Source organism: Mycobacterium paraseoulense, assembly GCF_010731655.1.
Lineage (GTDB): Bacteria > Actinomycetota > Actinomycetes > Mycobacteriales > Mycobacteriaceae > Mycobacterium > Mycobacterium paraseoulense.
The window spans coordinates 135,221-159,094 of the sequence record NZ_AP022619.1 but is presented as its reverse complement, the minus strand read 5'-3'; the positions used below and the strand labels follow the sequence as shown (position 1 = coordinate 159,094).

The 23,874-nt window shown below is 69.6% G+C and carries 24 protein-coding genes; 8 read left to right on the top strand and 16 right to left on the bottom strand.

Annotated features, from left to right (window positions below; genetic code table 11):
• Nucleotides 1-33 precede the first annotated feature (33 nt).
• Genes pyrF through pyrR form a run of 7 tightly spaced genes read right to left on the bottom strand, consistent with a single transcriptional unit; the run spans nt 34 to nt 8,679 of the window.
• Nucleotides 34-861 (bottom strand): orotidine-5'-phosphate decarboxylase, encoded by an 828-nt coding sequence (gene pyrF / locus G6N51_RS00805; RefSeq protein WP_083173978.1) that lies wholly within the window; start codon nt 859-861, stop codon nt 34-36.
• Nucleotides 858-4,223 (bottom strand): carbamoyl-phosphate synthase large subunit, encoded by a 3,366-nt coding sequence (carB, locus tag G6N51_RS00800; RefSeq protein ID WP_083173977.1) that lies wholly within the window; start codon nt 4,221-4,223, stop codon nt 858-860. The genes pyrF and carB overlap by 4 nt, the downstream gene beginning before the upstream one ends.
• Nucleotides 4,223-5,356 carry a glutamine-hydrolyzing carbamoyl-phosphate synthase small subunit gene (gene carA, locus G6N51_RS00795; RefSeq protein WP_083173976.1) on the bottom strand — a complete coding sequence of 378 codons (1,134 nt, stop codon included), beginning with the start codon at nt 5,354-5,356 and terminating at the stop codon, nt 4,223-4,225. The genes carB and carA overlap by 1 nt, the downstream gene beginning before the upstream one ends.
• Nucleotides 5,353-5,862, bottom strand: coding sequence for a PH-like domain-containing protein (locus tag G6N51_RS00790; RefSeq protein ID WP_083174013.1), 510 nt, complete (start codon nt 5,860-5,862; stop codon nt 5,353-5,355). Before G6N51_RS00790 ends, carA begins: the two co-directional genes overlap by 4 nt.
• Entirely contained in the window at nt 5,859-7,163 is a 1,305-nt protein-coding gene (locus tag G6N51_RS00785) for a dihydroorotase (RefSeq protein WP_083173975.1), read from the bottom strand. The genes G6N51_RS00790 and G6N51_RS00785 overlap by 4 nt, the downstream gene beginning before the upstream one ends.
• Entirely contained in the window at nt 7,160-8,119 is a 960-nt protein-coding gene (locus G6N51_RS00780; RefSeq protein ID WP_083173974.1) for an aspartate carbamoyltransferase catalytic subunit, read from the bottom strand. Before G6N51_RS00780 ends, G6N51_RS00785 begins: the two co-directional genes overlap by 4 nt.
• Nucleotides 8,116-8,679 (bottom strand): bifunctional pyr operon transcriptional regulator/uracil phosphoribosyltransferase PyrR, encoded by a 564-nt coding sequence (gene pyrR, locus G6N51_RS00775; protein WP_083173973.1) that lies wholly within the window; start codon nt 8,677-8,679, stop codon nt 8,116-8,118. The genes G6N51_RS00780 and pyrR overlap by 4 nt, the downstream gene beginning before the upstream one ends.
• A 214-nt stretch (nt 8,680-8,893) precedes the next feature.
• Here pyrR and G6N51_RS00770 point away from each other — a divergent pair, with 214 nt between their 5' ends.
• Complete coding sequence (locus tag G6N51_RS00770) at nt 8,894-9,526, top strand: class I SAM-dependent methyltransferase (RefSeq protein ID WP_142275138.1); 633 nt, start codon at nt 8,894-8,896, stop codon at nt 9,524-9,526.
• Here the strand turns inward: G6N51_RS00770 and G6N51_RS00765 are convergent.
• On the bottom strand, nt 9,523-9,951 hold the full coding sequence (locus G6N51_RS00765) for a cellulose-binding domain-containing protein (RefSeq protein WP_083173971.1): 429 nt from the start codon (nt 9,949-9,951) through the stop codon (nt 9,523-9,525). The genes G6N51_RS00770 and G6N51_RS00765 overlap by 4 nt on opposite strands.
• Nucleotides 9,952-10,124: 173 nt before the next feature.
• Here G6N51_RS00765 and G6N51_RS00760 point away from each other — a divergent pair, with 173 nt between their 5' ends.
• The 3 genes from G6N51_RS00760 to G6N51_RS00750 are packed head-to-tail and all read left to right on the top strand — an operon-like array spanning nt 10,125 to nt 12,268.
• Nucleotides 10,125-10,475 carry an STAS domain-containing protein gene (locus G6N51_RS00760; RefSeq protein WP_083173970.1) on the top strand — a complete coding sequence of 117 codons (351 nt, stop codon included), beginning with the start codon at nt 10,125-10,127 and terminating at the stop codon, nt 10,473-10,475.
• A 43-nt stretch (nt 10,476-10,518) separates the two neighbouring features.
• On the top strand, nt 10,519-11,724 hold the full coding sequence (locus G6N51_RS00755) for a serine hydrolase domain-containing protein (protein ID WP_083174012.1): 1,206 nt from the start codon (nt 10,519-10,521) through the stop codon (nt 11,722-11,724).
• Nucleotides 11,725-11,728: 4 nt separating this feature from the next.
• On the top strand, nt 11,729-12,268 hold the full coding sequence (locus tag G6N51_RS00750; RefSeq protein WP_083173969.1) for a GNAT family N-acetyltransferase: 540 nt from the start codon (nt 11,729-11,731) through the stop codon (nt 12,266-12,268).
• A gap of 123 nt (nt 12,269-12,391) precedes the next feature.
• On the opposite strand, the gene G6N51_RS00745 is transcribed toward G6N51_RS00750, so the two are convergent.
• Nucleotides 12,392-13,657, bottom strand: coding sequence for an MFS transporter (locus G6N51_RS00745; protein ID WP_083174011.1), 1,266 nt, complete (start codon nt 13,655-13,657; stop codon nt 12,392-12,394).
• 288 nt (nt 13,658-13,945) lie between these two features.
• Here G6N51_RS00745 and G6N51_RS00740 point away from each other — a divergent pair, with 288 nt between their 5' ends.
• Nucleotides 13,946-14,722: a COG4705 family protein gene (locus G6N51_RS00740; RefSeq protein ID WP_083173968.1), complete on the top strand. Its 777-nt coding sequence runs from the start codon at nt 13,946-13,948 to the stop codon at nt 14,720-14,722.
• Between the two features lie 4 nt (nt 14,723-14,726).
• Nucleotides 14,727-15,395, top strand: coding sequence for a response regulator transcription factor (locus G6N51_RS00735; protein WP_083174010.1), 669 nt, complete (start codon nt 14,727-14,729; stop codon nt 15,393-15,395).
• On the opposite strand, the gene G6N51_RS00730 is transcribed toward G6N51_RS00735, so the two are convergent.
• Nucleotides 15,377-16,759, bottom strand: a complete 1,383-nt coding sequence (locus tag G6N51_RS00730; protein ID WP_142275136.1) for a HAMP domain-containing sensor histidine kinase — start codon at nt 16,757-16,759, stop codon at nt 15,377-15,379. The two genes, G6N51_RS00735 and G6N51_RS00730, sit on opposite strands and share 19 nt — an antisense overlap.
• Before the next feature lie 94 nt (nt 16,760-16,853).
• Here G6N51_RS00730 and G6N51_RS00725 point away from each other — a divergent pair, with 94 nt between their 5' ends.
• Nucleotides 16,854-17,123: a hypothetical protein gene (locus G6N51_RS00725; protein WP_142275135.1), complete on the top strand. Its 270-nt coding sequence runs from the start codon at nt 16,854-16,856 to the stop codon at nt 17,121-17,123.
• Between the two features lie 2 nt (nt 17,124-17,125).
• Here G6N51_RS00725 and G6N51_RS00720 read toward each other — a convergent pair whose 3' ends face one another.
• From G6N51_RS00720 to G6N51_RS00695, 6 genes are all read right to left on the bottom strand, one after another.
• On the bottom strand, nt 17,126-19,978 hold the full coding sequence (locus G6N51_RS00720; protein ID WP_083173966.1) for an aminotransferase class I/II-fold pyridoxal phosphate-dependent enzyme: 2,853 nt from the start codon (nt 19,976-19,978) through the stop codon (nt 17,126-17,128).
• 77 nt (nt 19,979-20,055) lie between these two features.
• Nucleotides 20,056-20,445 (bottom strand): antitermination protein NusB, encoded by a 390-nt coding sequence (locus G6N51_RS00715; protein ID WP_083173965.1) that lies wholly within the window; start codon nt 20,443-20,445, stop codon nt 20,056-20,058.
• Nucleotides 20,442-20,939, bottom strand: coding sequence for a transcription antitermination factor NusB (gene nusB / locus G6N51_RS00710; RefSeq protein ID WP_083173964.1), 498 nt, complete (start codon nt 20,937-20,939; stop codon nt 20,442-20,444). The genes G6N51_RS00715 and nusB overlap by 4 nt, the downstream gene beginning before the upstream one ends.
• A complete protein-coding gene (gene efp, locus G6N51_RS00705; protein ID WP_007171952.1) occupies nt 20,936-21,499 on the bottom strand; it encodes an elongation factor P in 564 nt (187 codons plus the stop codon). Before efp ends, nusB begins: the two co-directional genes overlap by 4 nt.
• 128 nt (nt 21,500-21,627) lie before the next feature.
• Nucleotides 21,628-21,849 carry a hypothetical protein gene (locus G6N51_RS00700; RefSeq protein ID WP_232078144.1) on the bottom strand — a complete coding sequence of 74 codons (222 nt, stop codon included), beginning with the start codon at nt 21,847-21,849 and terminating at the stop codon, nt 21,628-21,630.
• Nucleotides 21,850-21,899: 50 nt separating this feature from the next.
• Nucleotides 21,900-23,018, bottom strand: a complete 1,119-nt coding sequence (locus tag G6N51_RS00695) for a M24 family metallopeptidase (RefSeq protein WP_083173963.1) — start codon at nt 23,016-23,018, stop codon at nt 21,900-21,902.
• Between the two features lie 33 nt (nt 23,019-23,051).
• Here G6N51_RS00695 and G6N51_RS00690 point away from each other — a divergent pair, with 33 nt between their 5' ends.
• Nucleotides 23,052-23,768, top strand: a complete 717-nt coding sequence (locus tag G6N51_RS00690; protein ID WP_167528567.1) for a B-4DMT family transporter — start codon at nt 23,052-23,054, stop codon at nt 23,766-23,768.
• Nucleotides 23,769-23,874: the final 106 nt, after the last annotated feature.

Here is a 23,874-nt window from a genome sequence, read left to right as displayed (position 1 = left end):
GCTTGAGGCGCGCGCTCGGCGCCCAGGAGGGCGCTAGGGGGCTCCCAGGTAGGCGACGGCGTCGAGCATCCGCTCGCCGGCCGCCCGCAGTTCGGTCACGCCGGGTCCCGCGCGCAGCACCTCGCGGGCCACCGCGGGCAACAGCTGCCCGGGATTCGCCCCGCCCAGCCCGGCGAGGGCCTCGGGCCGCCCGCCCTGCACACCCAGGCCCGGCACGAGCACCGGTCCGCCCAGCGCGCTGAGGTCGGGCGCCTGCAGGACGGTCGCACCCACCACCACGCCGACGTAGCCGTCGCCGGACGGCGCGGCGGACTTGTTCACCACCGCGGCCTGGTCGACGACCAGCTGGGCCACCGTGCGCCCGTCGAACGCGGCGCGCTGCACGGTCGCGCCCTCGGGGTTGGAGGTGGCGGCCAGCACGAACACGCCCCGATCGTAGGCCGCCGCGGCCTCGAGCAGCGGCCGCAGCGAGCCGAACCCCAGGTAGGGCGAGGCCGTCACGGCGTCGGCGGCCAGCGGCGAGTCACCCGCCCAGGCGGCGGCGTAGGCCGCCATGGTCGTGCCGATGTCTCCGCGCTTGGCGTCGGCCAGCACCAGCACGCCGGCCGAACGCAGCGCCGCGATGGTGGCTTCGAGCACCGCGAACCCGGCGGCGCCGTAGGCCTCGAAGAACGCCACCTGCGGCTTGACGACGGCGAAACCGGCGAACGCCTCGACGCAGATGTCGCAGAACGCGGCCAGCCCGTCGGGGGTGGTCGGCAGATCCCAGGCGCGCAGCAGCTCGGGGTGCGGGTCGATGCCCACGCACAGCGGGCCGCGTTGCGCTTTGGCCTCGGCGAGCCGGAGACCGAACCCCGTCACCGGGCGCCTTCCCCGGGCGCGGCGCCCTGGCCGATCAGGCTGTGCAGTTCTTGCAGGGACCGCACGCCGATGTCGCCGCGGATGCCCGCCTCGATGCCCTGGATGGCGGCGGACGCACCCTGCACGGTCGTGACGCAGGGGATGTTGACCGAGACCGCGGCCGAACGGATCTCGTAGCCGTCGATGCGCGGGCCGGAGTTGCCGTAGGGGGTGTTGATCACCATGTCGACCTCGCCGGCCTTGATCGCGTCGACGGCGGACACCGCCGGGCGGCCCGGCTGCGGCGGCTCGAAGTGCTTGCGCACCTCGTCGCAGGGAATTCCGTTGCGGCGCAACATCTCCGCAGTGCCCTCGGTGGCCAGGACGCGGAAGCCCAGGTCGGCCAGGCGCTTGACGGGGAACACCAGCGACCGCTTGTCCCGGTTGGCGACCGAGACGAAGATGGTGCCCTCGGCGGGCAGCGAGCCGTAGGCGGCGGTCTGGCTCTTGGCGAAGGCGCTGCCGAAGTCGCGGTCGATGCCCATCACCTCGCCGGTCGATTTCATCTCCGGGCCGAGCAGTGAATCGATGGCGGCGCCGTCGGCGCGGCGGAAGCGGTGGAACGGTAGCACGGCTTCCTTGACCGCGATCGGCGCGTTCTGGCCCGCGTGGGCGCCGTCCCCGGACGCCGCCAGCATGCCCTCGGCGCGCAGCTGGGCGATGGTGGCGCCCAACATGATCCGGGCGCACGCCTTGGCGAGCGGGATCGCGGTGGCCTTGGAGACGAACGGGACGGTGCGGCTGGCGCGCGGGTTGGCCTCCAGGACGTAGAGCACGTCGTCCTTCAGCGCGTATTGCACGTTGAGCAGCCCGATCACTCCGATGCCGTGCGCGATGGCCTCCGTCGCGTGGCGCACCTTCTCGATGTCGCTGCGGCCCAACGTGACCGGCGGCAGCGCGCACGCCGAGTCGCCGGAATGGATGCCCGCCTCCTCGATGTGCTCCATGATGCCGCCGATGTAGACCTCGGCGCCGTCGCACAGCGCGTCGACGTCGATCTCCACCGCGTCCTCGAGGAAGCGGTCCACCAGCACCGGGTGCTCGGGCGACAGCTCGGTGGCGCGGGTGATGTAGCCCTCCAGCGTCTCGTCGTCGTAGACGATCTCCATCCCGCGGCCGCCCAGCACGTACGACGGCCGCACCAGCACCGGGTAACCGATCTCGTCGGCGATCCGGCGGGCCTGCGCGAAAGTCGTCGCCATGCCGTATTTCGGCGCGGGCAAGCCGGCGCCGGTGAGCACGTCGCCGAAGGCGCCGCGGTCCTCGGCCAAATCGATCGCCTCCGGCGGGGTGCCCACGATGGGGACCCCCGCGTCGGCCAGACGCTGCGCCAACCCGAGCGGGGTCTGGCCGCCCAGCTGCACGATGACTCCGACGGCGCCCGGGCCGTCGCCGGCGGACTGGCTTTCGGCGCGGTACACCTCGAGGACGTCCTCGAACGTCAGGGGTTCGAAGTACAGCCGGTCGGCGGTGTCGTAGTCGGTGGAAACCGTCTCGGGGTTGCAGTTGACCATCACCGTCTCAAAGCCGGCCTGGCTCAACGTGGTTGCCGCGTGCACGCAGCTGTAGTCGAATTCGATGCCCTGGCCGATGCGGTTTGGTCCGGACCCGAGGATCAGCACCTTGGGCCGCTCGGCCTGCGGGGCCACCTCGGTCTCGGCGGCCGGATCGAGCTCGTAGCTGCTGTAGTGGTAGGGCGTCTTGGCCTCGAACTCGGCCGCGCAGGTGTCGACGGTCTTGTACACGGGGTGAATGCCCAGCCGCCCGCGCAGCGAGGCCACGCCATTCTCCCCCGCCAGTTCCGGCCGCAGGGACGCGATCTGGCGGTCCGACAGCCCGCTGTGCTTGGCCCGCCGCAGCAGGTCGGCGTCGAGCACCGGGGCGTCGAGCAGCTCGCTGCGCAGCTTGCCCAGCTCGCCGATCTGGGCGACGAACCACGGGTCGACGCCGCTGGCCTCGGCGACCTGCTCGATCGAGGCGCCCAGCCGCAGCGCCAGCTCGATATCGTAGAGCCGGCCCTCGGTCGGGGTGCGCAGCCGGTCGAGCACGTCGTGGACGTCCCCGTCCGGGTCCGGCTTGGTCCAGAAACCCGCACGGGTGGTTTCCAGCGACCGCATCACCTTACCGAGCGCCTCGATGAAGTTGCGGCCCAACGACATTGCCTCGCCGACGGACTTCATGGTGGTGGTCAGCGTGGGGTCCGCCCCGGGGAACTTCTCGAACGCGAACCGCGGCGCCTTGACGACGACGTAGTCGAGGGTGGGTTCGAAACAGGCCGGGGTTTCCTTGGTGATGTCGTTGACGATCTCATCGAGGGTGTACCCGATGGCCAGCTTCGCGGCGATCTTGGCGATCGGGAAGCCGGTGGCCTTGGAGGCCAGCGCGCTGGACCGCGACACCCGCGGGTTCATCTCGATGACGATCAGCCGGCCGTCGGCCGGGTTGATCGCGAACTGGATGTTGCAGCCGCCGGTGTCCACCCCGACCTCGCGCAGGATCGCGATGCCCAGGTCCCGCATCCGCTGATATTCCCGGTCGGTCAGCGTCATGGCCGGCGCCACGGTGACGGAGTCGCCGGTGTGGACGCCCATCGGGTCGAAGTTCTCGATCGAGCACACCACGACCACATTGTCGTTGCCGTCGCGCATCAGCTCGAGCTCGAATTCCTTCCAGCCGTAGATCGATTCCTCGATGAGCACGTTGGCGCTGGGACTTTCGGCCAGGCCGGCGCCGGCCATCCGGTCGACCTCTTCGACGGACCGCGCCATGCCCGACCCCAGCCCACCCATGGTGAAGCTGGGCCGCACCACGACCGGCAGCCCGAGTTCCTCGACCGTCTCGCGAACCTCTTCCATGGTGAAACACACTCGGCTGCGGGCGGATTCACCGCCGACCTTGGCGACGATGTCCTTGAACATCTGCCGGTCCTCGCCGCGCTGGATGGCGTCGATGTCGGCCCCGATGAGCTCGACGCCATGGCGCTCCAGCGCCCCGTTCTCGTGCAGCGCGACCGCGGTGTTGAGCGCGGTCTGCCCACCCAGGGTGGCCAGCAGCGCGTCGATCTTGTTGCCGCGCTCGGCCTGCTGGGCGATCACCCGCTCAACGAAGGCCGGCGTGATCGGCTCGACGTAGGTGTGGTCGGCGTACTCCGGGTCGGTCATGATGGTGGCCGGGTTGGAGTTGATCAGGCTGACCTGCAGCCCCTCCGCCCGCAGCACGCGGCAGGCCTGGGTGCCGGAGTAGTCGAACTCGGCCGCCTGGCCGATGACGATCGGCCCCGAGCCGATCACCAGCACGTGGCGCAAGTCGGTGCGACGCGGCACTAGCGCCCCCTTTCGCTCTGTTGGGCGGCCATCAGGTCGATGAATTGGTCGAACAGGTACTCCGCGTCGTGTGGCCCGGCGGCGGCCTCCGGGTGGTATTGCACCGAGAACGCCCGCCCGTCTGCGAGTTTGACGCCCTCGACCACCCCGTCGTTGGCGCAGGTGTGGCTGACGACGGCCGGGCCGAACGGTGTGTCGAAGGACTGGCCGGCCTCGCCTTCCAACGCGAAACCGTGGTTTTGCGCGGTCACCGCCACCCGCCCGGTGGCGTGATCGATGACCGGGATGTTGATGCCGCGGTGGCCGAAGACCATCTTGTAGGTGGACAGGCCCAGCGCCCGGCCCAGGATCTGGTTGCCGAAACAGATGCCGAACAACGGGATGCCCGCGCCCAGCACCTCGCGGGTGAGGGCGACGACGTGGTCGGCGGTGGCGGGGTCACCGGGGCCGTTGGACAAGAACACGCCGTCGGGTGAGATGCCGGCGATCTCCTCGAAGCTCGTCGACGAGGGCAGCACGTGGCTGCGGACGCCGCGACGGGCGAAGTTGCGCGGGGTGTTGGTCTTGATACCCAGATCCAGCGCGACCACCGTAAACCGTTGCTGGCCTTCCGATTCGACGATGTAGCGCTCCGGGGTGCTGACCTCGCCGGCCAGATCGGCGCCCAACATCGACTGCTGCCCCCGCACCCGCTCCACCAGCTCGGCCGGGTCGGCGAGCGCCGCACCGGAGAACACCCCCGCCTTCATCGAGCCGCGGGTGCGCAGGTGGCGCACCACCGCCCGGGTGTCGATGCCGGCGATCCCGACGATGTGCTGGCGCACCAGCTCGTCCTCCAGGGTGCCGGTGGCGCGCCAGCTGGACGCGCGCGGTGACGGGTCGCGCACGGCGTAACCGGCGACCCAGATCTTGTCGCCGCGGCTTTCGGCATCCTCGTTGTTCCAGCCGGTGTTGCCGATCTGCGGCGCGGTGGCCACCACGATCTGCCGGTGATAGCTCGGATCGGTCAGCGTCTCCTGGTAGCCGGACATGCCGGTGGAAAACACGGCCTCACCGAGGGTTTGGCCGACTTTGCCGAACGCCGTGCCGGTGAAGACGCGCCCGTCCTCGAGTACCAGTACTGCTTTACTCACGCGCGCCGCTCCTCCTCAGACTCCAGCCATGCGGCGTATTCCTCGCGGTGCTGCGCCCGAAAACCGGTGTCGATCTCGACCCCGGATGGCAGCCGCCAGCGAATCGCCAGGATCCCGATCCGGGCCACGGCCCTGCCGCCCATGCTGCGCTCGATACGGATACCGGTGATCGAGTCTTGTGGAATCCAAATCGGTTGGGCCCGGACGCGTTCCACCATGATCCCCTCGGCGTAGCGGGTCAGCACCGCTTTGCTGCGGAAACCCAGATCGCCGGCCGTGATCCGCTCGCTCCACCCCGGCGCCATCATGGAACCGCAATAGTGACCGCGGGTGGTGATCACCACCTCGCCCGCCTGGCCGGGCAGGTCGGGCAGGTCGCCGATCAGTTCCGCCTGCCGCTCCGAGCGACGCCGCCAGCTGCGCATCATCAGCTGGATCACCACCGCGATCACCACCACCAGCACGGCCGCGAAGATCAGCGACCCCACCAGCGTGCCTGAATTCATGCCGGGCACTTCCCGTCTCGAGCCGTGACCTTCCCGCGCAGCATGGTCGCCGTCACGGTGGCGGGCAGGGTCATCGACTCGAATGGCGTGTTGGCCGACCGGCTGGCCAGATCGGACCCGGCGACGGTCCAGGTGGCGTCGGGGTCCACCACCGTCAGGTTGGCCGGCTCGCCCACCTCCAGCGGGCGGCCGTGGTCGGGCAGGCCGACGATGGCCGCGGGCTTTTCACTCATCACCCGGGCGACGTCGCGCCAGGTCATCAGCCCGGGCTCCACCATGGTCCGCACCACCACCGACAGCGCGGTCTGCAAGCCCAGCATGCCGGGGCGCGCCGCGGCGAACTCCACGCACTTCTCGTGTTCGGCGTGCGGGGCGTGGTCGGTGGCCACACAGTCGATGACGCCGTCGGCCAGGGCCTGGCGCAACGCGACCGCGTCGGCGGCTTCGCGCAGCGGCGGGTTGACGCGGTTGCGCCCGTCGTAGCTGGCCAGCCTGCTGTCATCGAGCAACAGGTGATGCGGGGTGACCTCGGCGGTGATCGAGATGCCTTGCCCCTTAGCCCATTTCAGGAGCTCGACGGTGCCCGCGGTGGACGCGTGGCAGATGTGGACGCGGGCGCCGGCGTCGCGCGCCAGCAGCGCGTCACGGGCGACGATCGATTCCTCGGCGGCCCGCGGCCATCCCGAGAGCCCCAGCCGGGCGGCCGCCGGCCCCTCGTGGGCGACGGCGCCGACGGTCAGCCTGGGTTCCTCGGCGTGCTGGGCGATGAGCACCCCCAGGCCGGTGGCGTACTCGAGGGCGCGCCGCATCACCAGCGGGTCGTGCACGCAGACGCCGTCGTCGGAGAACATCCGGACCTGCGCGGCCCCGGCCGCCATCATGCCCATCTCGGTGAGTTCGGTGCCGGCCAGTCCGACCGTCACGGCGCCGACGGGGTGCACGTCGACCAGGCCGACCTGCTGGCCGCGGTGCCAGACGTGGTCGGTGACCACCGGGCTGTCGGCGACCGGATTGGTATTGGCCATCGCGAATACGGCGGTGTAGCCGCCCAAAGCCGCTGCGGCCGAGCCTGTTTCGATGTCCTCGGCGTATTCGCGGCCCGGCTCGCGCAGATGGGTGTGCAAGTCGACGAACCCGGGCAGCAGCAGGTGGCCCGTCGCGTCGATGACGTCGGCGGTGTCGGGGATGTCCAGCTTCGGCCCGATCTCGGCGATCTGGCCTTCGAAGCCGGGACTGCCGACCAGTACGTCGACCCGGTCGCCCTCGCCGTACAACCGGACCCCGCGGATCAGCACGCTCATGCCGCCCCCTCTTTACCGGCGGACTCCGCGCCCACCAGCACGTGGAACAGCACCGCCATCCGCACGTGCACACCGTTGGAGACCTGTTGCAGCACGGCCGATTGCGACGAGTCGGCCACCGACGACGCGATCTCCATGCCGCGCAGCATCGGGCCGGGGTGCAGCACCACGGCGTGGCCGGGCAGCATCGCCTGGCGGCGATCGGAAAGCCCGTAGCGGGAGGAGTATTCGCGCACCGACGGGAAGAAGCCGCCGTTCATCCGCTCGGCCTGCACCCGCAGCATCAGCACCGCGTCGGCGGCGGGCAGCTCGGCGTCGAAGTCGCCCGAGACGGTGACCGGCCAGCCGTCGACCCCCGCCGGCAGCAGCGTCGGCGGCGCGACCAGCACCACTTCGGCGCCCAGGGTGTTCAGCAGCATGACGTTGGACCGGGCGACCCTGCTGTGCAGGATGTCGCCGACGATCACGACGCGCCGGCCCTCGATGCCGCCGAGGCGCTGCCGGATGGTCAGCGCGTCCAGCAACGCCTGCGTCGGATGCTCGTGGGTGCCGTCCCCGGCGTTGATCACCGAGGGGCCGGAGTCGCCGTCGGCGCACGTCCAGTCGGCCAGCAGGTGGGCCGCGCCGGAGGCCGGATGGCGGATGATCAGCGCGTCGGCGCCGGCCGCCCGCAGCGTCAAGGCGGTGTCGCGCAGCGACTCGCCCTTGCCCACCGACGATCCGGCGGCGCTGACGTTGATCACGTCGGCGCTCATCCACTTGCCCGCCACCTCGAAGGACACCCGGGTGCGGGTGGAGTTCTCGTAGAACATGGTGATCACCGTGCGGCCGCGCAGGGTCGGCAGCTTCTTGACCTCGCGGCCCACCAGCGCCTCGGCGAACCGGTCCGCGTCGTCGAGGATGGCGGTGGCCTCGTCGCGGCTGAGGTCGCCGGCGGCCAGCAGGTGACGCGTCATCGCGAGATCACCACCCCGTCGCGCCCGTCCTGCTCACTCAGCAGCACGTGCACGCTCTCGCTGCGCGAGGTGGGCACGTTCTTGCCGACGTAGTCGGCGCGCAGCGGCAGTTCGCGGTGACCCCGGTCGACCAGCACCGCCAGCTGCACCACCCGCGGGCGGCCGACGTCGCGCAGCGCGTCCAGCGCCGAGCGCACCGAGCGCCCCGAGTACAGCACGTCGTCGATGAGGATCACCAGCGCGTCGTCGATGCCGCCGGCCGGGATCGAGGTGACCTCCAGCGGCCGCGGCGGCTTCTGCATCAGGTCGTCGCGGTAGAGGGTGATGTCGAGGGCGCCGTGGCCGACCTCCACCCCGCTGTATTCCGCGATGTTGGTGGCCAGCCGGCTGGCCAGGATCACGCCGCGGGTCGGGATGCCCAACAGCACCACGCGCGGCGCGTCGGGTCCGTCCAGCGCGGTCTTTTCGATGATCTGATGCGCGATACGGGAAATGGTGCGACCCACGTCGGCCGCCGACATCAACTCGCGGCCGGTGCCGGTGTCACCCGCTGCACCCATGCGAAACCTTGACCTCCTTCTCCGCCTCGCCGGACGGATCGTTAAAGGATGTCGACTGCCCGGCAGCGTAGCACTTCTTCGAAAGCGCGCGGTGCGAGGCACGACCGGCGCCGCGGTCGATCACCCGCGCCGCCACACCCGTCCCACGCGTACCGGCGGGAGCGGACCCGGCCGCACTACCCTGGCGGAAATGAACGACTCGGGCTTCTCCGGACTGCAGCGAATGGACTTCGACGCGCTCTACCGCGGCGAGAGCCCCGGCGAAGGCATCCCGCCGATGACGACACCGCCGTGGGACACCAAGGCGCCCAAGGACAATGTCATCGCCTGGCATGGCGGGGGCTGGGTCCACGGTGACGTCCTGGACATCGGCTGCGGCCTCGGCGACAACGCCATCTATCTGGCGCAGAACGGGTTCCGGGTGACCGGGTTGGACATCTCGCCCACCGCGCTGATCACCGCCGAGCGCAGGGCCGCCGATGCCGACGTCAACGTCACCTTCGCCGTCGCCGATTCCACCGAGCTGGCGGGCTACACCAACGCGTTCGACACCGTCATCGACAGCGGCATGTTCCACTGCCTCGACGACGACGGCAAGCGCAGCTACGCCGCCGCGGTGCACCGCGCGACCAGGCCGGGCGCCACGCTGTTGATCAGCTGCTTCTCCGACGCGAACGCCCCCGACGAACGGTGGCCCCGGCCGGCGGTCTCCGAGCAGACGCTGCGCGAGGTCCTGGGCGGCGCGGGGTGGGACATCGCGTCGCTGGAGCCCGCCACGATGCGCCGCGAGGTGGACGGCGCACAGGTCGAAATGGCGTTCTGGTACGTCCGCGCACGGCGCCGCTAGGTGCAGGGATACTGCCCGTTGAGCACACAATTCGACGGTGGCGAGAAGGAACCGGTGACCACGCCTCTCATGCCACCTGTGGCTGATCCGCCGGGTGCAATGCTGCGATTCCAATTCGCGGGGGTGAGCACGTAGTGGGTGCCCGATTGGGTAACGGTGCTGTTCCACGTGTGCAGGACGGATTGTCCGGCCGGCATGTCGAAGTCAAGCCGCCAATCGGTGAGCGGCACCGCGCTCAAGTTGGTGACGGTGAAGTTCGCGATGAAACCGGTCTGCCACGCGTGCTCGACCGACAACGTCGCCGCGGCCGCAGCCGCGTGAGCTGCGGGAGTGACGGCGAGTCCGAGGATGGCAACCAGCAATGCCGACGCCATCGCGTGAAGCGCTGTGCGCCAGCGCTTCACGCAATTGTTCGGTCCGGCCATAGCAGCCAACACTAAAGCCCACCAGGCGATACGGGGCCACGCCCCGCGGGCAAGCTGCAGTACCTTTGCTCAACCGAAACCATCACGACATCTTGCCGGGCGGCCCACCGCGGCCGGCGGGTTACGGCCCGGTTAATCGGTCGCCGCGACCAGGCAGTACGGTTCGGATCGTCATGGGCGAAGAGTTCTGGGTCAACCGCCGCGATGCCGGTGAGGCGGTGATCCTCGAGGTCAGTGGCGCGGTGGACATCATCACCGCGCCCTCGCTCGCCACGCATATCGACGTCGCCCTGTCCGGCACGCCCGCGGTGCTCGTCATCGACCTCACCGGGGTGGACTTCCTGTCCTCGGCGGGCATCACCGTGCTGGTCGAGGTGCATCGCCTGACCCAGGACAGCCCGACCTCATTGCGGGTGGCGGCCGACGGCTCGGCCACCAGCCGGCCCCTGCGCATCGTGGGCCTCGACGAGTTCATCGAGCTCTATCCCACCGTCGACGACGCGCTGGCAGGGCGACGGCCCTAGTCTGACGTCGGCGCGCCCCGGGCCCGACGCTAACGTGATTCGGGTGAATCTCGACGCCAACGCGGCCTCCATCCGCGAAGTGTGCGACGCCGGCATGCTCGCCGGCGCGGTGACGATGGTCTGGCAACGCGGAGAAGTGCTGCAGGTCAACGAAATCGGCCATCGCGACGTGGACGCGGGCCTGCCGATGCGACGCGACACTCTGTTCCGGATCGCATCGATGACCAAGCCGGTTACCGTCGCGGCGGTGATGAGCCTGGTCGACGAGGGCAAGCTGACGCTGAAGGACCCGGTCGTGCGCTGGGCGCCGGAGCTCGCCGACGTGCGCGTGCTCGACGAGCCGCACGGCCCGCTGGACCGGACGCATCCGGCGCGGCGCGCCATCCTGATCGAGGACCTACTCACCCACACCAGCGGCCTGGCCTACAGCTTCTCGGTGTCCGGGCCGATCGCCAAGGCATACATGCGGCTGCCGTTCAACCAGGGTCCGGACGCCTGGCTGGCCGAGCTGGCCACGCTACCGCTGGTGCATCAGCCGGGCGACCGGCTCACCTACAGCCATTCCATCGACCTGCTGGGCGTCATCGCGGCGCGCATCGAGGGCAAGCCGTTCGACCAGGTCCTCGACGAACGGGTGCTGGGCCCGGTGGGCATGCCGGATACCGGGTTCTTCGTCTCCCCCGAGGCGCGCCGCCGCGCGGCCACCATGTACCGGCTCGACGAGCGGGGCGAACTGCACCACGACGCGATGGGGCCGCCGCATATCAAGCCGCCGTCGTTCGCCAACGCGGGCGGCGGCCTGTGGTCGACCGCCGACGATTACCTGCGGTTCGTGCGGATGCTGCTCGGCGAGGGAACGATCGACGGCGTGCGGGTGCTCTCGGCCGAGTCCGCCCGGCTGATGCGGACCGACCGGCTGTCCGACGAACAGAAGCGCCACAACTTCCTGGGGGCGCCGTATTGGGTGGGCCGCGGCTTCGGGCTGAACCTGTCGGTGGTGACCGATCCGGCACGAAGCGCACCGCTGTTCGGGCCGGGTGGGCTCGGGACCTTCAGCTGGCCCGGCGCCTATGGGACGTGGTGGCAGGCCGACCCGACCGCCGAGCTGGTCCTGCTCTATCTGGTCCAGAACCTGCCCGACATGTCCGCGGACGTTGCCGCGGCGGTCGCGGGCAACACCTCGCTGGCGAAACTTCAATCGGTGCAACCGAAGTTCGTCCGCCGCACCTATCAGGCGCTCGGCCTCTAGCCCCGTGGCCGACTACCCACCCGACCGCATCACCGGGCCCCGGCTGGTGCTGCGAAGGCCCGTCCTCGACGACGCCGGCGCGCTGTTTCAGCGGGTCGCCCGCGATCCCGAGGTCACCCGGTATCTGATGTGGACGCCGCATCCCGACGTGGCGGCGACGCGGCGGGTGATCACCGAAAAGCTCAACGCCACCGCCGACGAGCGGACCTGGGTGATCGAGTTACGGCACAGCGGGGACGTGGTCGGGCTGGCCAGCTGCCGGCGCCCGGTGCCGCACTCGGTCGAGATCGGTTACTGCCTGGGCCGACGGTGGTGGGGCAAGGGCCTGATGGCCGAGGTGCTCGACATGCTGTTGACCGCGCTCGACAGCGACCGGGCGGTGTATCGGGTGTGGGCCACGTGCAACGTCGACAACGAGCGGTCGGCGCGGCTGCTCGAGCGCGCCGGTTTCGTGCTGGAGGGCCGCCTGGCCCGCCACGCCGTCTACCCGAACCTGGGCCTCGAGCCGCAAGACAGCCTGCTGTTCGCCCGAATCCTGCGCTGAGTACTTCAGTGTGCGGCCGGGGCGGCAGTCAACGGCGTGTCGCCGCCGGGAGCGCACACTGAAAACCCTCAGCGCACACGCGATGGCCGGGCTACCCGGCGTGGTCCAGCACCGAGCGCACGATCATAAGGCCTCGATCACCTCGCGATCCCGCCGGGATCGTTGTGGCACAACACTTTCCCCTGCTTCCGCGTCGGGTCCGCCCGAGCCGGCGGGCACCAGCGGGACGGCCGCGAGCGGGAACAACGCGCAAAGCGCCCAGGCCGGTGGGTATTCGGCGGCCATGATCAGCGCGCCGAAGAGTGGGGGTCCCGCGGCGGCCGATAGCCGCTGCGTGGTGTTGTGCAGGCCCAAGGCGCGCCCGCTCCAGAATGGCCCGGCGAACTCGGTGATGGCGGTCGCCTCCAGCCCGTTGTCGAGCACCGCGATCACCGAGACGGCGGCCATGAGCCACACGTCGTAGCCCGAACCGATGCCGTCGGCGACGGCAAGCAGGAACAGGGCCAGCCCGGCGGCCAGGGCGACGGTGCGGACCGGCCGCATCCGCGAGCCGATGCGATCCGACCAACGTCCGACCGCGATTCGGCCCGCCGCGCCCAGCAACTGGCATACCGTGACAAGGCCGCCGGCGGCCGCGACCGACCAGCCGTGGCGATTCATCAGCCACACGAGCATGAACGTCACGGTCACCGTCTGCGGGATCATCAGCAGGGCGCCCACCGCGTGAATTCGCCACAGCACGGGCGACCCACGATATGGGCTGGCCAGTTCTGCGTCGCTGGCTATCTTGCGCGATTTCCGCGGCGGATCGACGATCCCCAACGCGCTGGCCACCGCCGCCATCGTGCACATGAGCGCGAGGAACGTCAGTCCCGAACGGGGACCGCGCTCGGCCAGCTCAGGTATCACCAACGCGCCCAAGGCGATGCCCAATGGCTGCGCGGTCTGCCGGATGCCCATCGCCAGGCCCCGTTGGTGCGACGGGAACCACGCGGACACCAGCCGCCCGCCGGCGGTGTTGCAGCTGGCCGCCGCCATCCCGCCGAGAAACAGGAAGACGCCGACAGCCACCATCGAATGGGCCGACGCCGCGGCGCACGCCGCTGCGGCCGTGAGCGCCGAACCGGCCGTCAGCACGACCCGCTCACCGACGCGGTCCAATACCCAGCCCCACAGCACCAGCGTCACCACCATGCCCCAGCTCGGCATGGACGCGATCAATGCGGCTTGGCTCAACGGGATGCCGCGGCGCGCCTGCAGCGAGGGGATCAGGAAGGCAACGCCATTGATGAAGAGGAATGACGTCGCCGTCACGCACAAGGAGACGATCATGACCGACCAGCGCGCGCCATCGCCGAGCCGGCTCGCGCTGCTGGCGTCGGTGAGCATGCCATCCATCGTGGCACGGCGTCCACCGGGCGCCGCGCACCAAGATCGCCGTAACTTATTGAATGCTAAGCCGATTGATATTCACCCCTCAGCGTCAGCGCTCCGGCCAGACATCATCAGACACCGAATTACATTGTGCGAGAACCGGTTTAGGGACAAACGGGAACGGCTGCCGAAAGACCGCGATTCACAGCGTGAGCACAGCATTCTCTTATGCCGGGACTCAGCGTTTTCTCAGCGCGGCTACTCTAGAAATGCCTGAGCGACGACACCGAAAGATGACTGTGGATGAGTGATGTTGCGCGACACGCGTTGACCAAGGTGCCGGCGGTCACCCTGGGCTTCTGGATCATCAAGGTCCTGGCGACCACCCTGGGCGAGACGGGCGGCGACACCGTCACGATGACCCTGAACTGGGGTTACGCCGCCGGGGTTGCGCTCTTCGGCCTCGCGCTGGTGGTGCTGGTCGCCGCGCAGATCTTCGCCGAGCGCTTCCACCCGGCCCTGTACTGGGCGACGATCGTGGCCTCGACGACGTTCGGCACGGTGTTGGCCGACTTCGCCGACCGATCGCTCGGCATCGGTTACACGGGCGGGTCCCTGCTGCTGTTGGCCTGCCTCCTGGCCACCCTGGGCCTGTGGCGTTGGTCGCAGGGCACCGTATCGGTCACCACCGTCTCGACGCCGAAAGTGGAGGCGTTCTATTGGGCGACAATCACTTTCTCGCAGACCCTGGGTACCGCACTCGGCGATTGGCTCGCCGACACGCGAGATTTCGGTTATGAGCGTGGGGCTTTGGTGTTCGCGGCCGGGCTGGCGGTGGTCGTGGCGCTCTACTACTGGACCGCGGTGTCGCGCGTGGCGTTGTTCTGGGTCGCGTTCATCCTGACCCGGCCATTGGGCGCGACGGTGGGTGACTTTATCGACAAGCCGGTCGCCGACGGCGGGCTGGCCCTGAGCCGCCCGCTGGCCTCAGCGGTGATCGCCGCGGTCATCGTGGCGTTGCTCGTCGTCCTGCCGCAGCGCGCGGGGCGCCACCCCGGTGCGGCTGCCGAAGAGGCGTGACGCCGTGAGGGTCCTGCTCGTCGAGGACGAAGCGCGGCTGTCGGCGACCCTCGCCCGGGGGCTCGAGGCGGAGGGATTCGTCGTCGTGGCGGTCGGCACGGGCGTCGACGGTCTGCGGGAGGCGATCGACAACGGCTTCGACGTGGTGATCCTCGACATCATGCTCCCCGGCCACAGCGGCTACGAGGTGCTGCGCCGAATGCGGGCGCGAAACGTGTGGACGCCGGTCCTCATGCTGACGGCCAAAGACGGCGAGTACGACGAGACCGATGCGTTCGACCTGGGAGCAGACGACTACCTGACCAAACCGTTCTCGTTCCGGGTGCTCGTGGCGCGGCTGCGTGCGCTGGTGCGTCGCGGCGTCCCGCAGCGGCCGCTGGTGCTGACGGCCGGGTCGCTGGTGCTCGACCCGGCGCGGCACACGGTCCGACGTGATTCCACCCCGATCACCTTGACTCCGCGGGAGTTCGGCGTGCTCGAGTTTCTGATGCGCAATCTGGACATGGTCGTGACCAAGGCCGAGATACTGCGCAACGTGTGGGACGCGCACTATCACGGCCCCGACAACGTGGTCGAGGTTTACGTGGGATATTTGCGTCGCAAGATCGACATTCCGTTCGGCACCAACACCATCCAGACGATCCGGGGCGTCGGCTACCGGCTGGTGTGCTGAGGCGCGCGCTGCGGCAGGGACACGACCATCCGCGTCCCGCCGCCCGGGCGGTCGTCGACGGTGACCGTGCCGCCGTGCGCGGCGACGACCTCGGCGACGATGGCGAGGCCCAGCCCCGCTCCCCCGCCGCTGCGGGCGCGGTCTGAATCCAGACGCACGAAGCGTTCGAACACCCGGGCCCGGTCGGCCGGCGGAATCCCGGGGCCGTCGTCGCTCACGGTGACGACGGCCATCCCCGCGCTGCCGCCGACTTCCAGGGCAACGCGCGAACTAGCATGGCGGACGGCGTTTTCCACGAGATTGCGGATCATTCGCGAGATTGCCACCGGGTCACCGGTGCAACGCATCGCGCGGAGGTCGGTATCGATCGGGCAGCGCGCGTCGCGCCGCGCGCGGGCGGCCTCGAGGGCAGCGACGTCATCGAGGGCCAGCTCCTCTTTGCACCGCCCGAGGCTTCGCTCGTCGGCCCGGGCCAGCAGCAGCAGGTCCTCGATCAGCGTGTGCATGCGTTGCGCCTCGGGCAGTAGGGTGTTGACCGCCAATTCCGCGTCGAGCAGATCGGGGTGGGCCTCGGCCACCTCCAGTCCGGAGATGATGGTGGCCAGCGGGCTGCGCAGTTCATGCGAGGCGTCGCCGACGAAGCGTTGCTGCGCCCGGTGGCCGGCTTCGATGCGGGAGAGCATCTGGTTCATGGTGACCGCCAGCGCGGCGATCTCGTCGCGGCCGTTCGGCACGGGCACCCGTTCTGCCAGGTCCGAGGCCGAGATCTCGGCCACGTGCGCGCGGATCGCCTCCACGGAGCGCAGCGACCGGCGAACGAGCCAGAACGTGGCGATGGCTGCCCCCGCGATGACGAGGGGCGCACCGCCCGCCAACAGCAGGGCGACGGTCCGTGCGGTCGCCTCGACCGCCTGGCTACCGCCGCCCACGAGCACCGTGTAATCGCCGGATGCGGTCGCGACCCGTTGGCCGCTGACGCGCATGTCGTCACCTGCCACCGCGTCGTCGGACAATCCGCGACGCAGATCGAAACCGAACTCGCCGACCGGAACGAGCGGCGCGCCGGGCGCGGAGCGCGACCGCTTCACCACCTTCCCGTCGGGGGCGATCACTTGAACGGCGACCACCCGTTGGTCGGTGCTCAGCAGGGCGCTGTCGAGGCCGGCCGGCGGATCGGACTGGAGCGCCTTCCGCAGATCGCGCACTCTCTCGGCGGCGGCGTAATCGACGCCCGTCAGTAGGGACCGATACAGGAACGCGTCCAATCCCGCGCCGGCAAGGGCGAGCGCGCAGAGCACGACGACCGCCGACACCGCCGCCGAGCGGGTGGGGATGCCCCAGTGTGGCAGGCGAGGCAACTGCACACCTCCGATTCTGCAGGGCCGAGGACCGCGGGACACCCAGCTCAGCGCGCTTCTCAGCGGCCTCTCAGCGATCCCCTCCTAGGCTGGTCTTGTCATGTCTGGTACTGCACGCCCTGCGCGCCGCAACAACCGGCTAACCGTACGAACGCTGGCCTATCTCGCGATCGTCCTGGGCTCCGGGCTGGCGGGCGCGGCGCCGGCCGGCGCCGATCCCAGCCCGTTCAACACCCTCAGCTGCAGCTGTCCGGAGGCGGCCCCGGCCGGCAGCGCGGCCCGCAACGACGAGATCACCCGAGGGATCCGGCGTGGCGAACTCGGCTGGCCGCAGCGCGCACCGCAAGACTCGACCCCGCCTGGCGCTTAGGTTCAGGCGTCTTCGCTGACCGCCTGGGCGGCCGCGTCGCCGTTGAGCGCGCCGTTGAGCCCGGAGGCGTCCGGCGGCAACTCGAAGGCCGGAAACGCCGAACCGACCGCGGCGGTCGCCGCGCTGCGCTGCGCCTCCATGCGCGCCAGCGCCGCCTCGGTGAACACCGACAGCCCGAGGTCGGGGTTGTAGCCGTGGATCTCTTTGACGTCGAGCTGGGCCAGGAAGTAGATGATCTCCTTGGAGACCACCTGCCCGGGGACCAGCACCGGGAAGCCCGGCGGGTACGGCACCACGAACGTGGTGGACACCAGCGTCTTGCCCTCGGCCAACCGCCGCCCGGCCATGCCGATCAGGACGTGCTCGCGGTCGGACTCCTCGTATCCGGCGTAGAAGGCCGACCGCATGTCGCCGAACATGCACCCGTCGACGGGCTGGAAGGCGACGTCGAACTCGCTGAAGTCGGGCAGGTGCGGCAGGTCCTGGGTGATCTCCTCGACGTGACGCTGGTGCAACGCCCGGTCGGCGACGCTGGCCGCATTCTCGGTACGATCGAAATCGATTGCCACCCTGCGCAATACGTCGAGCAGATAATGCACGCTCGACCAGGTGACACCGATGGTGAAGATCAGCAGCACGCTGTTGATCGACGTCTTGTTGATCTGGATGCCGAAGCGCTCCATCAGGATCTTCTCGCGGAAGTCGTACCCGTTCATTCCGGTCTTGCCGACGAACAGCGTCACCCGCGTCGCGTCCAGCACGAACTGGTCGGACCGCCACGCCTCGTTCCACTCGGCCAGCGCGCCCTGCCGGACCTCGCGGTAAGAACTCACCGACGACGCGCGGAACTCCTCGGGCACCAGGTCGGACTCGTCGAGGATGCGGAACCACTTGCTGATCAACCGGTCTCGGCGCACCCGATGGCGAAACACCAGCGCCATGTCGTAGGTCTGCCGGACCAGCTGAAAGCCCTCGATGTCGACCTGCCGGCGGGCCAGGTCCAGCGACGCCAGCAGTTGCTGGTTCGGTGAGGTCGAGGTGTGGGTCAGGAAGGCCTCACCGAACGCGTCGCGCGCCAGGGCGTTGAAGTCCTGGTCGCGGACGTGGATCATCGACGCCTGGCGAAGCGCCGACAGCGACTTGTGCGTCGAATGCGTGGCGTAGACGCGAACCCGTGCGCGGGACGGGTCGGGCAACAGCGGGCGGTCGACCCACTCCGACCGGTCGACCCCTTCCATCTCGGCTGCCCAATTCCGGTACTGCGCCGCGTATTCCGGCGATGCGAGCATCTGCTCGAGGCGCTCGGCCGACACCATCGCCGTGCGCTGCCGGGCCCACGGCACGGCGGTGGCGAAGGCGTACCACGCCTCGTCCCACAAGAAGCAGATGTCCGGCTTGATCGCCAGGACCTCCTGCATGACCTGGAAGGGGTTGTACACCACGCCGTCGAAGGTGCAGTTGGTCAGCAGCAGCATGCGCACCCGGTCCAGCTGACCGGCCACTTCGAGGTCCAGCAGTGTCTGCTTGATCGTGCGCAGCGACACCGCCCCGTAGATCGCGAACTGCGGCAACGGGTAGGCGTCCAGGTACAGCGGGTAGGCACCGGCCAGCACCAGCCCGTAATGGTGAGACTTGTGGCAGTTGCGGTCGATCAGCACGATGTCGCCCGGCCGGGTCAGGGACTGCACGACGATCTTGTTGGCGGTGGAGGTCCCGTTGGTGACGAAATAGGTCTGGTCGGAGTTCCAGGTGTGCGCGGCCTTGTCCATCGCCTTCTTGATGTTGCCGTGCGGGTCGAGCAGCGAGTCGAGGCCGCCCGACGTGGTCGATGTCTCGGCCATGAAGATGTTGCGGCCGTAGAACTCGCCCATGTCCTGCAACGACTTCGAGTTGAAGATGCTGGCACCCCGGGCGACGGGCAACGCGTGGAATTGGCCGACCGGTGCCGCCGCATACGCCCGCAACGCATCGAAAAACGGTGTGGCGTAACGGTTCCGGAGTCCGGCGAGCACGGTGCTGTGCAGGTCGGTGACATCGTTGAGCCGATAGAACGTCCGGTCGTAGACGTCGGGCTCGGTGTCGTCGCCCGCCGCGATGGACTCGTCGGTCAGCAGATACAGGTCGATGTGGGGCCGCAGCTCGCGGATCCACTCGCCGCACTCCACCCAGTCGTTGGCACGGTCGGGAATGACCCCGTCCGCATCCTCGTTGGGCCCGAGCAGCGTGTTCATCAGCGGCAGCCGGTCCCGGGAGCGCAGCGGCAGGTCGTCGCGGATGATGGCGGCCTGGATCTCCCCGTTCAGGGCGACCGCGGTGATGGCGTCTTCGACGCTGGGCACCACCAGGATCTCGAACTGCACGTCGTCGGACGGGTTGCGCAGGTCCCGCAGGCATTCGGCCAGGCAGTCCGGGGCCGTCGCGGGCGCGTCGTCGGCGAGCAAAACGGTGTAGAACTGCTGCTGTTTGGCCTGGGCTACCAGCTCTTGGTCGGCCAGCGGCGCCGAGGTGTCGAAAAGCCCTGCGCGGTCGCCGTATTCGCTCAGCAGCCGGACGGCCATGGAAACCTCTTCGGTGAGCCGCACGGTGGACAGGCTCTCCAGGTGGGCGCGGAAGGTCGCCAGGTTCTGCGCGCCCGGGTACAGCCAGTACCGCTCGTAGGCGGCGATGCGGTCCATCAGGCGTTTCACCCGGGCCACGTCGTGGGTCTTGTCGAGCCCGGCCAGGTCCACCTCGGCGAGGTGCCGGCACGCGTCGTCGAGCAGGTTCCAGGTGTCGACGCGGGCATAGGAGGGGTTGGCCACCGCCGCCAGCGCGGAGACGCGGAGTCGTCGCGGCTGGGTGGTGTATCGAGTCATGACCTCACCTGTTCTTCTGAGCGACTTGTATTCTCACCCCGCCGCGCCGCCCACGTGATCGTTTCGCGTGAGCTCGATCAGCCGTCCAGCTCGTCGTCGGCGTCCACCACGCGCCGATTGGCGCGCGTGCCGTCGACCCAGCGCAGCACCGGAAGGTCCCAGCGCCGGGCCGGTAGCTCGGTGACGTCGGTCAGCGACCTGACCACCGACTGGGTCAGGCCCATGATCGCGGCCATCACCGGCAGCAGCGGCTGCAGCGGCCTGGCGGCCGAGCGAACGGTGCTGATGCGGCGGGCGACGATCAGGCGTTCGACGCAGTGATACAGCCACGCGCCCACCGCGAGCGCGTAGATGGACAGCGCCGACGCGACGATCGTCCACCCGAAGGCGGCGCACACCACGGCGCCCAGCACCACCGTCGCGGCCAGCAACCCCGCGACGACGGCGCGCAGCTCCAGCCGGGTCACGCCGGGGGTTCCTCGTTCTCCGCCGCGGCGGCGGCGCCCGCGCGGACCGCCGCGGCGGCGGCCCGGATCTGCGGCGTCACCAGCATCACCTGGCCCAGCACGCCGTTGACGAAGGCCGGCGAGTCGTCGGTGGACAGCTCCTTGGCCAGTTGCACGGCCTCGTCCACGGCGACCGGCTCCGGGACGTCGTCGGCGTAGAGCAACTCCCACACGGCGACCCGAAGAATGGCGCGATCGACGGCGGGCAGCCGGTCCAGCGTCCAGCCCTGCAGGTGCGAACTGATCAGGTCGTCGATGTGCGCGGCGTGCCCGTCGACGCCGCGGGCGGCCGCGACGGCGTACGGCTGCAGCGGCGCCACGTCGGGGTTGGTTTCGGCCAGCGCGGCGCGCACGTCGACGACCTCGGCCGCGCCCAGCCCGCGGGCCTCGGCCTCGAACAGCAGGTCAACGGCGCGCTTGCGGGCCTGATGGCGTCCCCTGACGGGCCTGCTCACGCGTTGACGCGCCCCAGGTAGCTGCCGTCGCGCGTGTCCACCTTCAGCTTGTCGCCGGTGTTGATGAACAGCGGCACCTGGATCTCCGCCCCCGTCTCCACGGTGGCGGGTTTGGTGCCGGCGCTGGACCGGTCGCCCTGCAGGCCGGGCTCGGTGTGGGTGACCTCCATCTCGACCGACACGGGCAGTTCGATGTACAGCGGCGCCCCGTTGTGGAACGCCACCTGCACCGGCAGGCCCTCCAGCAGGAACCGGGCGGCGTCGCCGACCAGCGATTCCGGCAGCGGGTGCTGCTCGTAGTCCTGGCTGTCCATGAACACGAAGTCCGAGCCGTCGCGGTACAGGTACGTGGTGTCGCGCCGGTCGACCGTCGCCGTTTCCACCTTCACGCCCGCGTTGTAGGTCTTGTCGACGACCTTGCCGGACAGCACGTTTTTCAGCTTGGTGCGCACGAAGGCCGGACCCTTGCCGGGTTTGACGTGCTGGAATTCGACGATCTGCCAGAGTTGGCCGTCGATCACCAGCACCAGTCCGTTCTTGAAATCGGCGGTGCTTGCCACGGTTCGGTGTATCTCCTATGGGGAATGGACAGTCGTTCGCGAGCTGTCTGCAATGTGTCCGTCAGTCTAAGGCGCGTCGCGGCCGGGCCCAGCGCGTCGGGGTGGCCCATCGGGCCCCGCCGGACGGGTTAGGGGCCGGCCTCGGCCGGCTCGTCCGGTGAGGGCCGCAGCGGCTTGATCATCGTCAGCAGGGGAACGTTCAGTTTTCTCCCGCCGGTGAACGGCACGGGGACCGCGAAATACACGATGTCGATCTCCAGCCGCATCTCCCGCAAGGGCTGGGAATGTACGTCCCACCGAAAATCCCGCAAGCGCGCCAGACCGCGTTCGATTGGCTCCACCCCGCTCACGCCACCCGACTTTACCCCGGGGCCCCGGCCCGCCAAATGGCGCGGTTTGCCTAGCCGAGAACGGCCAGCTCCTTGGGGAACCTGGTCAGCAGTTCCGGTGCCCGCCCGCCGGTCGCCGCCGTCTCGCCGGGCACGACCAGGGTGTCCTCGATCCGCACGCCGCCGCGACCGGGCAGGTAGACGCCCGGTTCGACGGTCACGACGGAGCCCGCCAGCAGCGTGCCGGTGGACGTGGCACCGATTCCCGGCGCCTCGTGGATCTGTAACCCCACGCCGTGCCCCAGCCCGTGGCCGAAGTGCTCGCCGTAGCCCGCATCGACGATCAGCCGGCGCGCGGCGCCGTCGACGTCACGCAGGCTTGCGCCCGGGCGGAGCGCCTCGCGGCCGGCCCGCTGCGCGTCGGCGACCAGCCGGTAGATCTCGAGTTGCCAGTCGGCGGCCTTGCCGAGCACGAAGGTGCGGGTCATGTCGGAGTGATAGCCGCCCACCAGCGCGCCGAAGTCGATCTTGACGAAATCGCCCGTCGCCAGGGCCGCGTCGGTGGGGCGGTGATGCGGGATCGCCGAGTTGGGGCCGGCGGCAACGATGGTCTCGAAGGAGATGGCGTCGGCGCCGTGGTCGAGCATCAGGGCCTCCAGCTCGCGGCTCACCTCCCGCTCGGTCCGCCCGGGCCGCAGGCCGCCTCGCTCCACCAGCTCCGCGAGCGCGGCGTCGGCCGCCTCGCAGGCCAGCCGCAGCAGCGCCACCTCGCCGTCGTCCTTGACCTCACGCAGCCCCTCGACGGTGCCGGCGGCCCGCACCAGCTCGGTGGCCGCCTTACGTTCACCGAGCTCGCTGGTCAGGGCGTCGAACGCGTCGACGGTCACCACGTTGCTTTCGAAGCCCAGCCTCTGCACACCGCCCTCGGCCGCCCGGCCGACGAGGTGGCGTCCCAGGGCGCGCTCGATGGCGATCTCGAGTCCCGGCGCCTGCTCGGCGGCCTGGGTGCGATACCGGCCGTCGGTGGCCAGCACCGGGCCGCGATCGTCGGCGAAAACCAGCAACGCGCCGTTCGACCCGGTGAAGCCGGACAGGTAGCGGACGTTGTTCAGGTCGCTGACCAGCATCGCGTCCAGTCCAACGGCCCCGATTTGCGCTTTCAGATTGTCCCGACGCTGAGAATGTGTCACGACCCTTGACGGTACTCGCTACGCTGATTGCCCATGAGGTCCTGGATGCTGCGCGGATTGGTCTACGCCGCGGCGATGGTAGTGGTGCGATTGTTCCAAGGCGCGTTGATCAACGCGTGGCAGACGCAGGCCGGGCTTTTCAGCGTGGTGCTGCTCCTGCTGTTCATCATCGGCGTGGCCGTATGGGGGGTGCTCGACGGCCGGGCCGACGCCAACGAGAACCGGGACCCCGACCGGCGCCGCGACCTGGCGATGACCTGGCTGCTGGCCGGCCTGGTGGCCGGCGTCCTGTCCGGCGCCGTCTCCTGGCTCATCGCGCTGGTGTACAAGGGCCTCTACACCGGCGGGCTGATCAACGAACTGACCACGTTCGCGGCGTTCACCGCGCTGTGCGTGTTCCTGCCCGGGATCATCGGCGTCACCATCGGCCGGTGGCGGATCGACCGGCAGTACGAGAAGGAGCCGGAGAAGCGCCACGGCCTCGGCGACAAGCAAGGGCGCGACAGTGACACCGACGTGTTCTCGGCGGTGCGCGGTGACGACGCGCCGACCGGGGAGATCCCCGCGGCCGGAGCGCAGCACGAGGAGCGGACCGCGGCGGTCGCCACGGCCGAGCGCGAGGCACCCACCGAAACGGCCGAGCGTGACGCCCCCACCGAAACGATCGCCAAGACTGAGGACGACCCCAAAACCGAGGTGATCCGCAAGCCCGGCGACGAGCACACCACGCCCGAATCGGGTAAGGCCTAGCTGTACTCGGCCACGAGGTTGGTAGCAGGCGTGTCGGCTTGATGTGAGGAGAACCCCCGGGTGGGGTGTGGCTTGTCGAAGGCCCATACCTGCTCCGGAGGTTCTC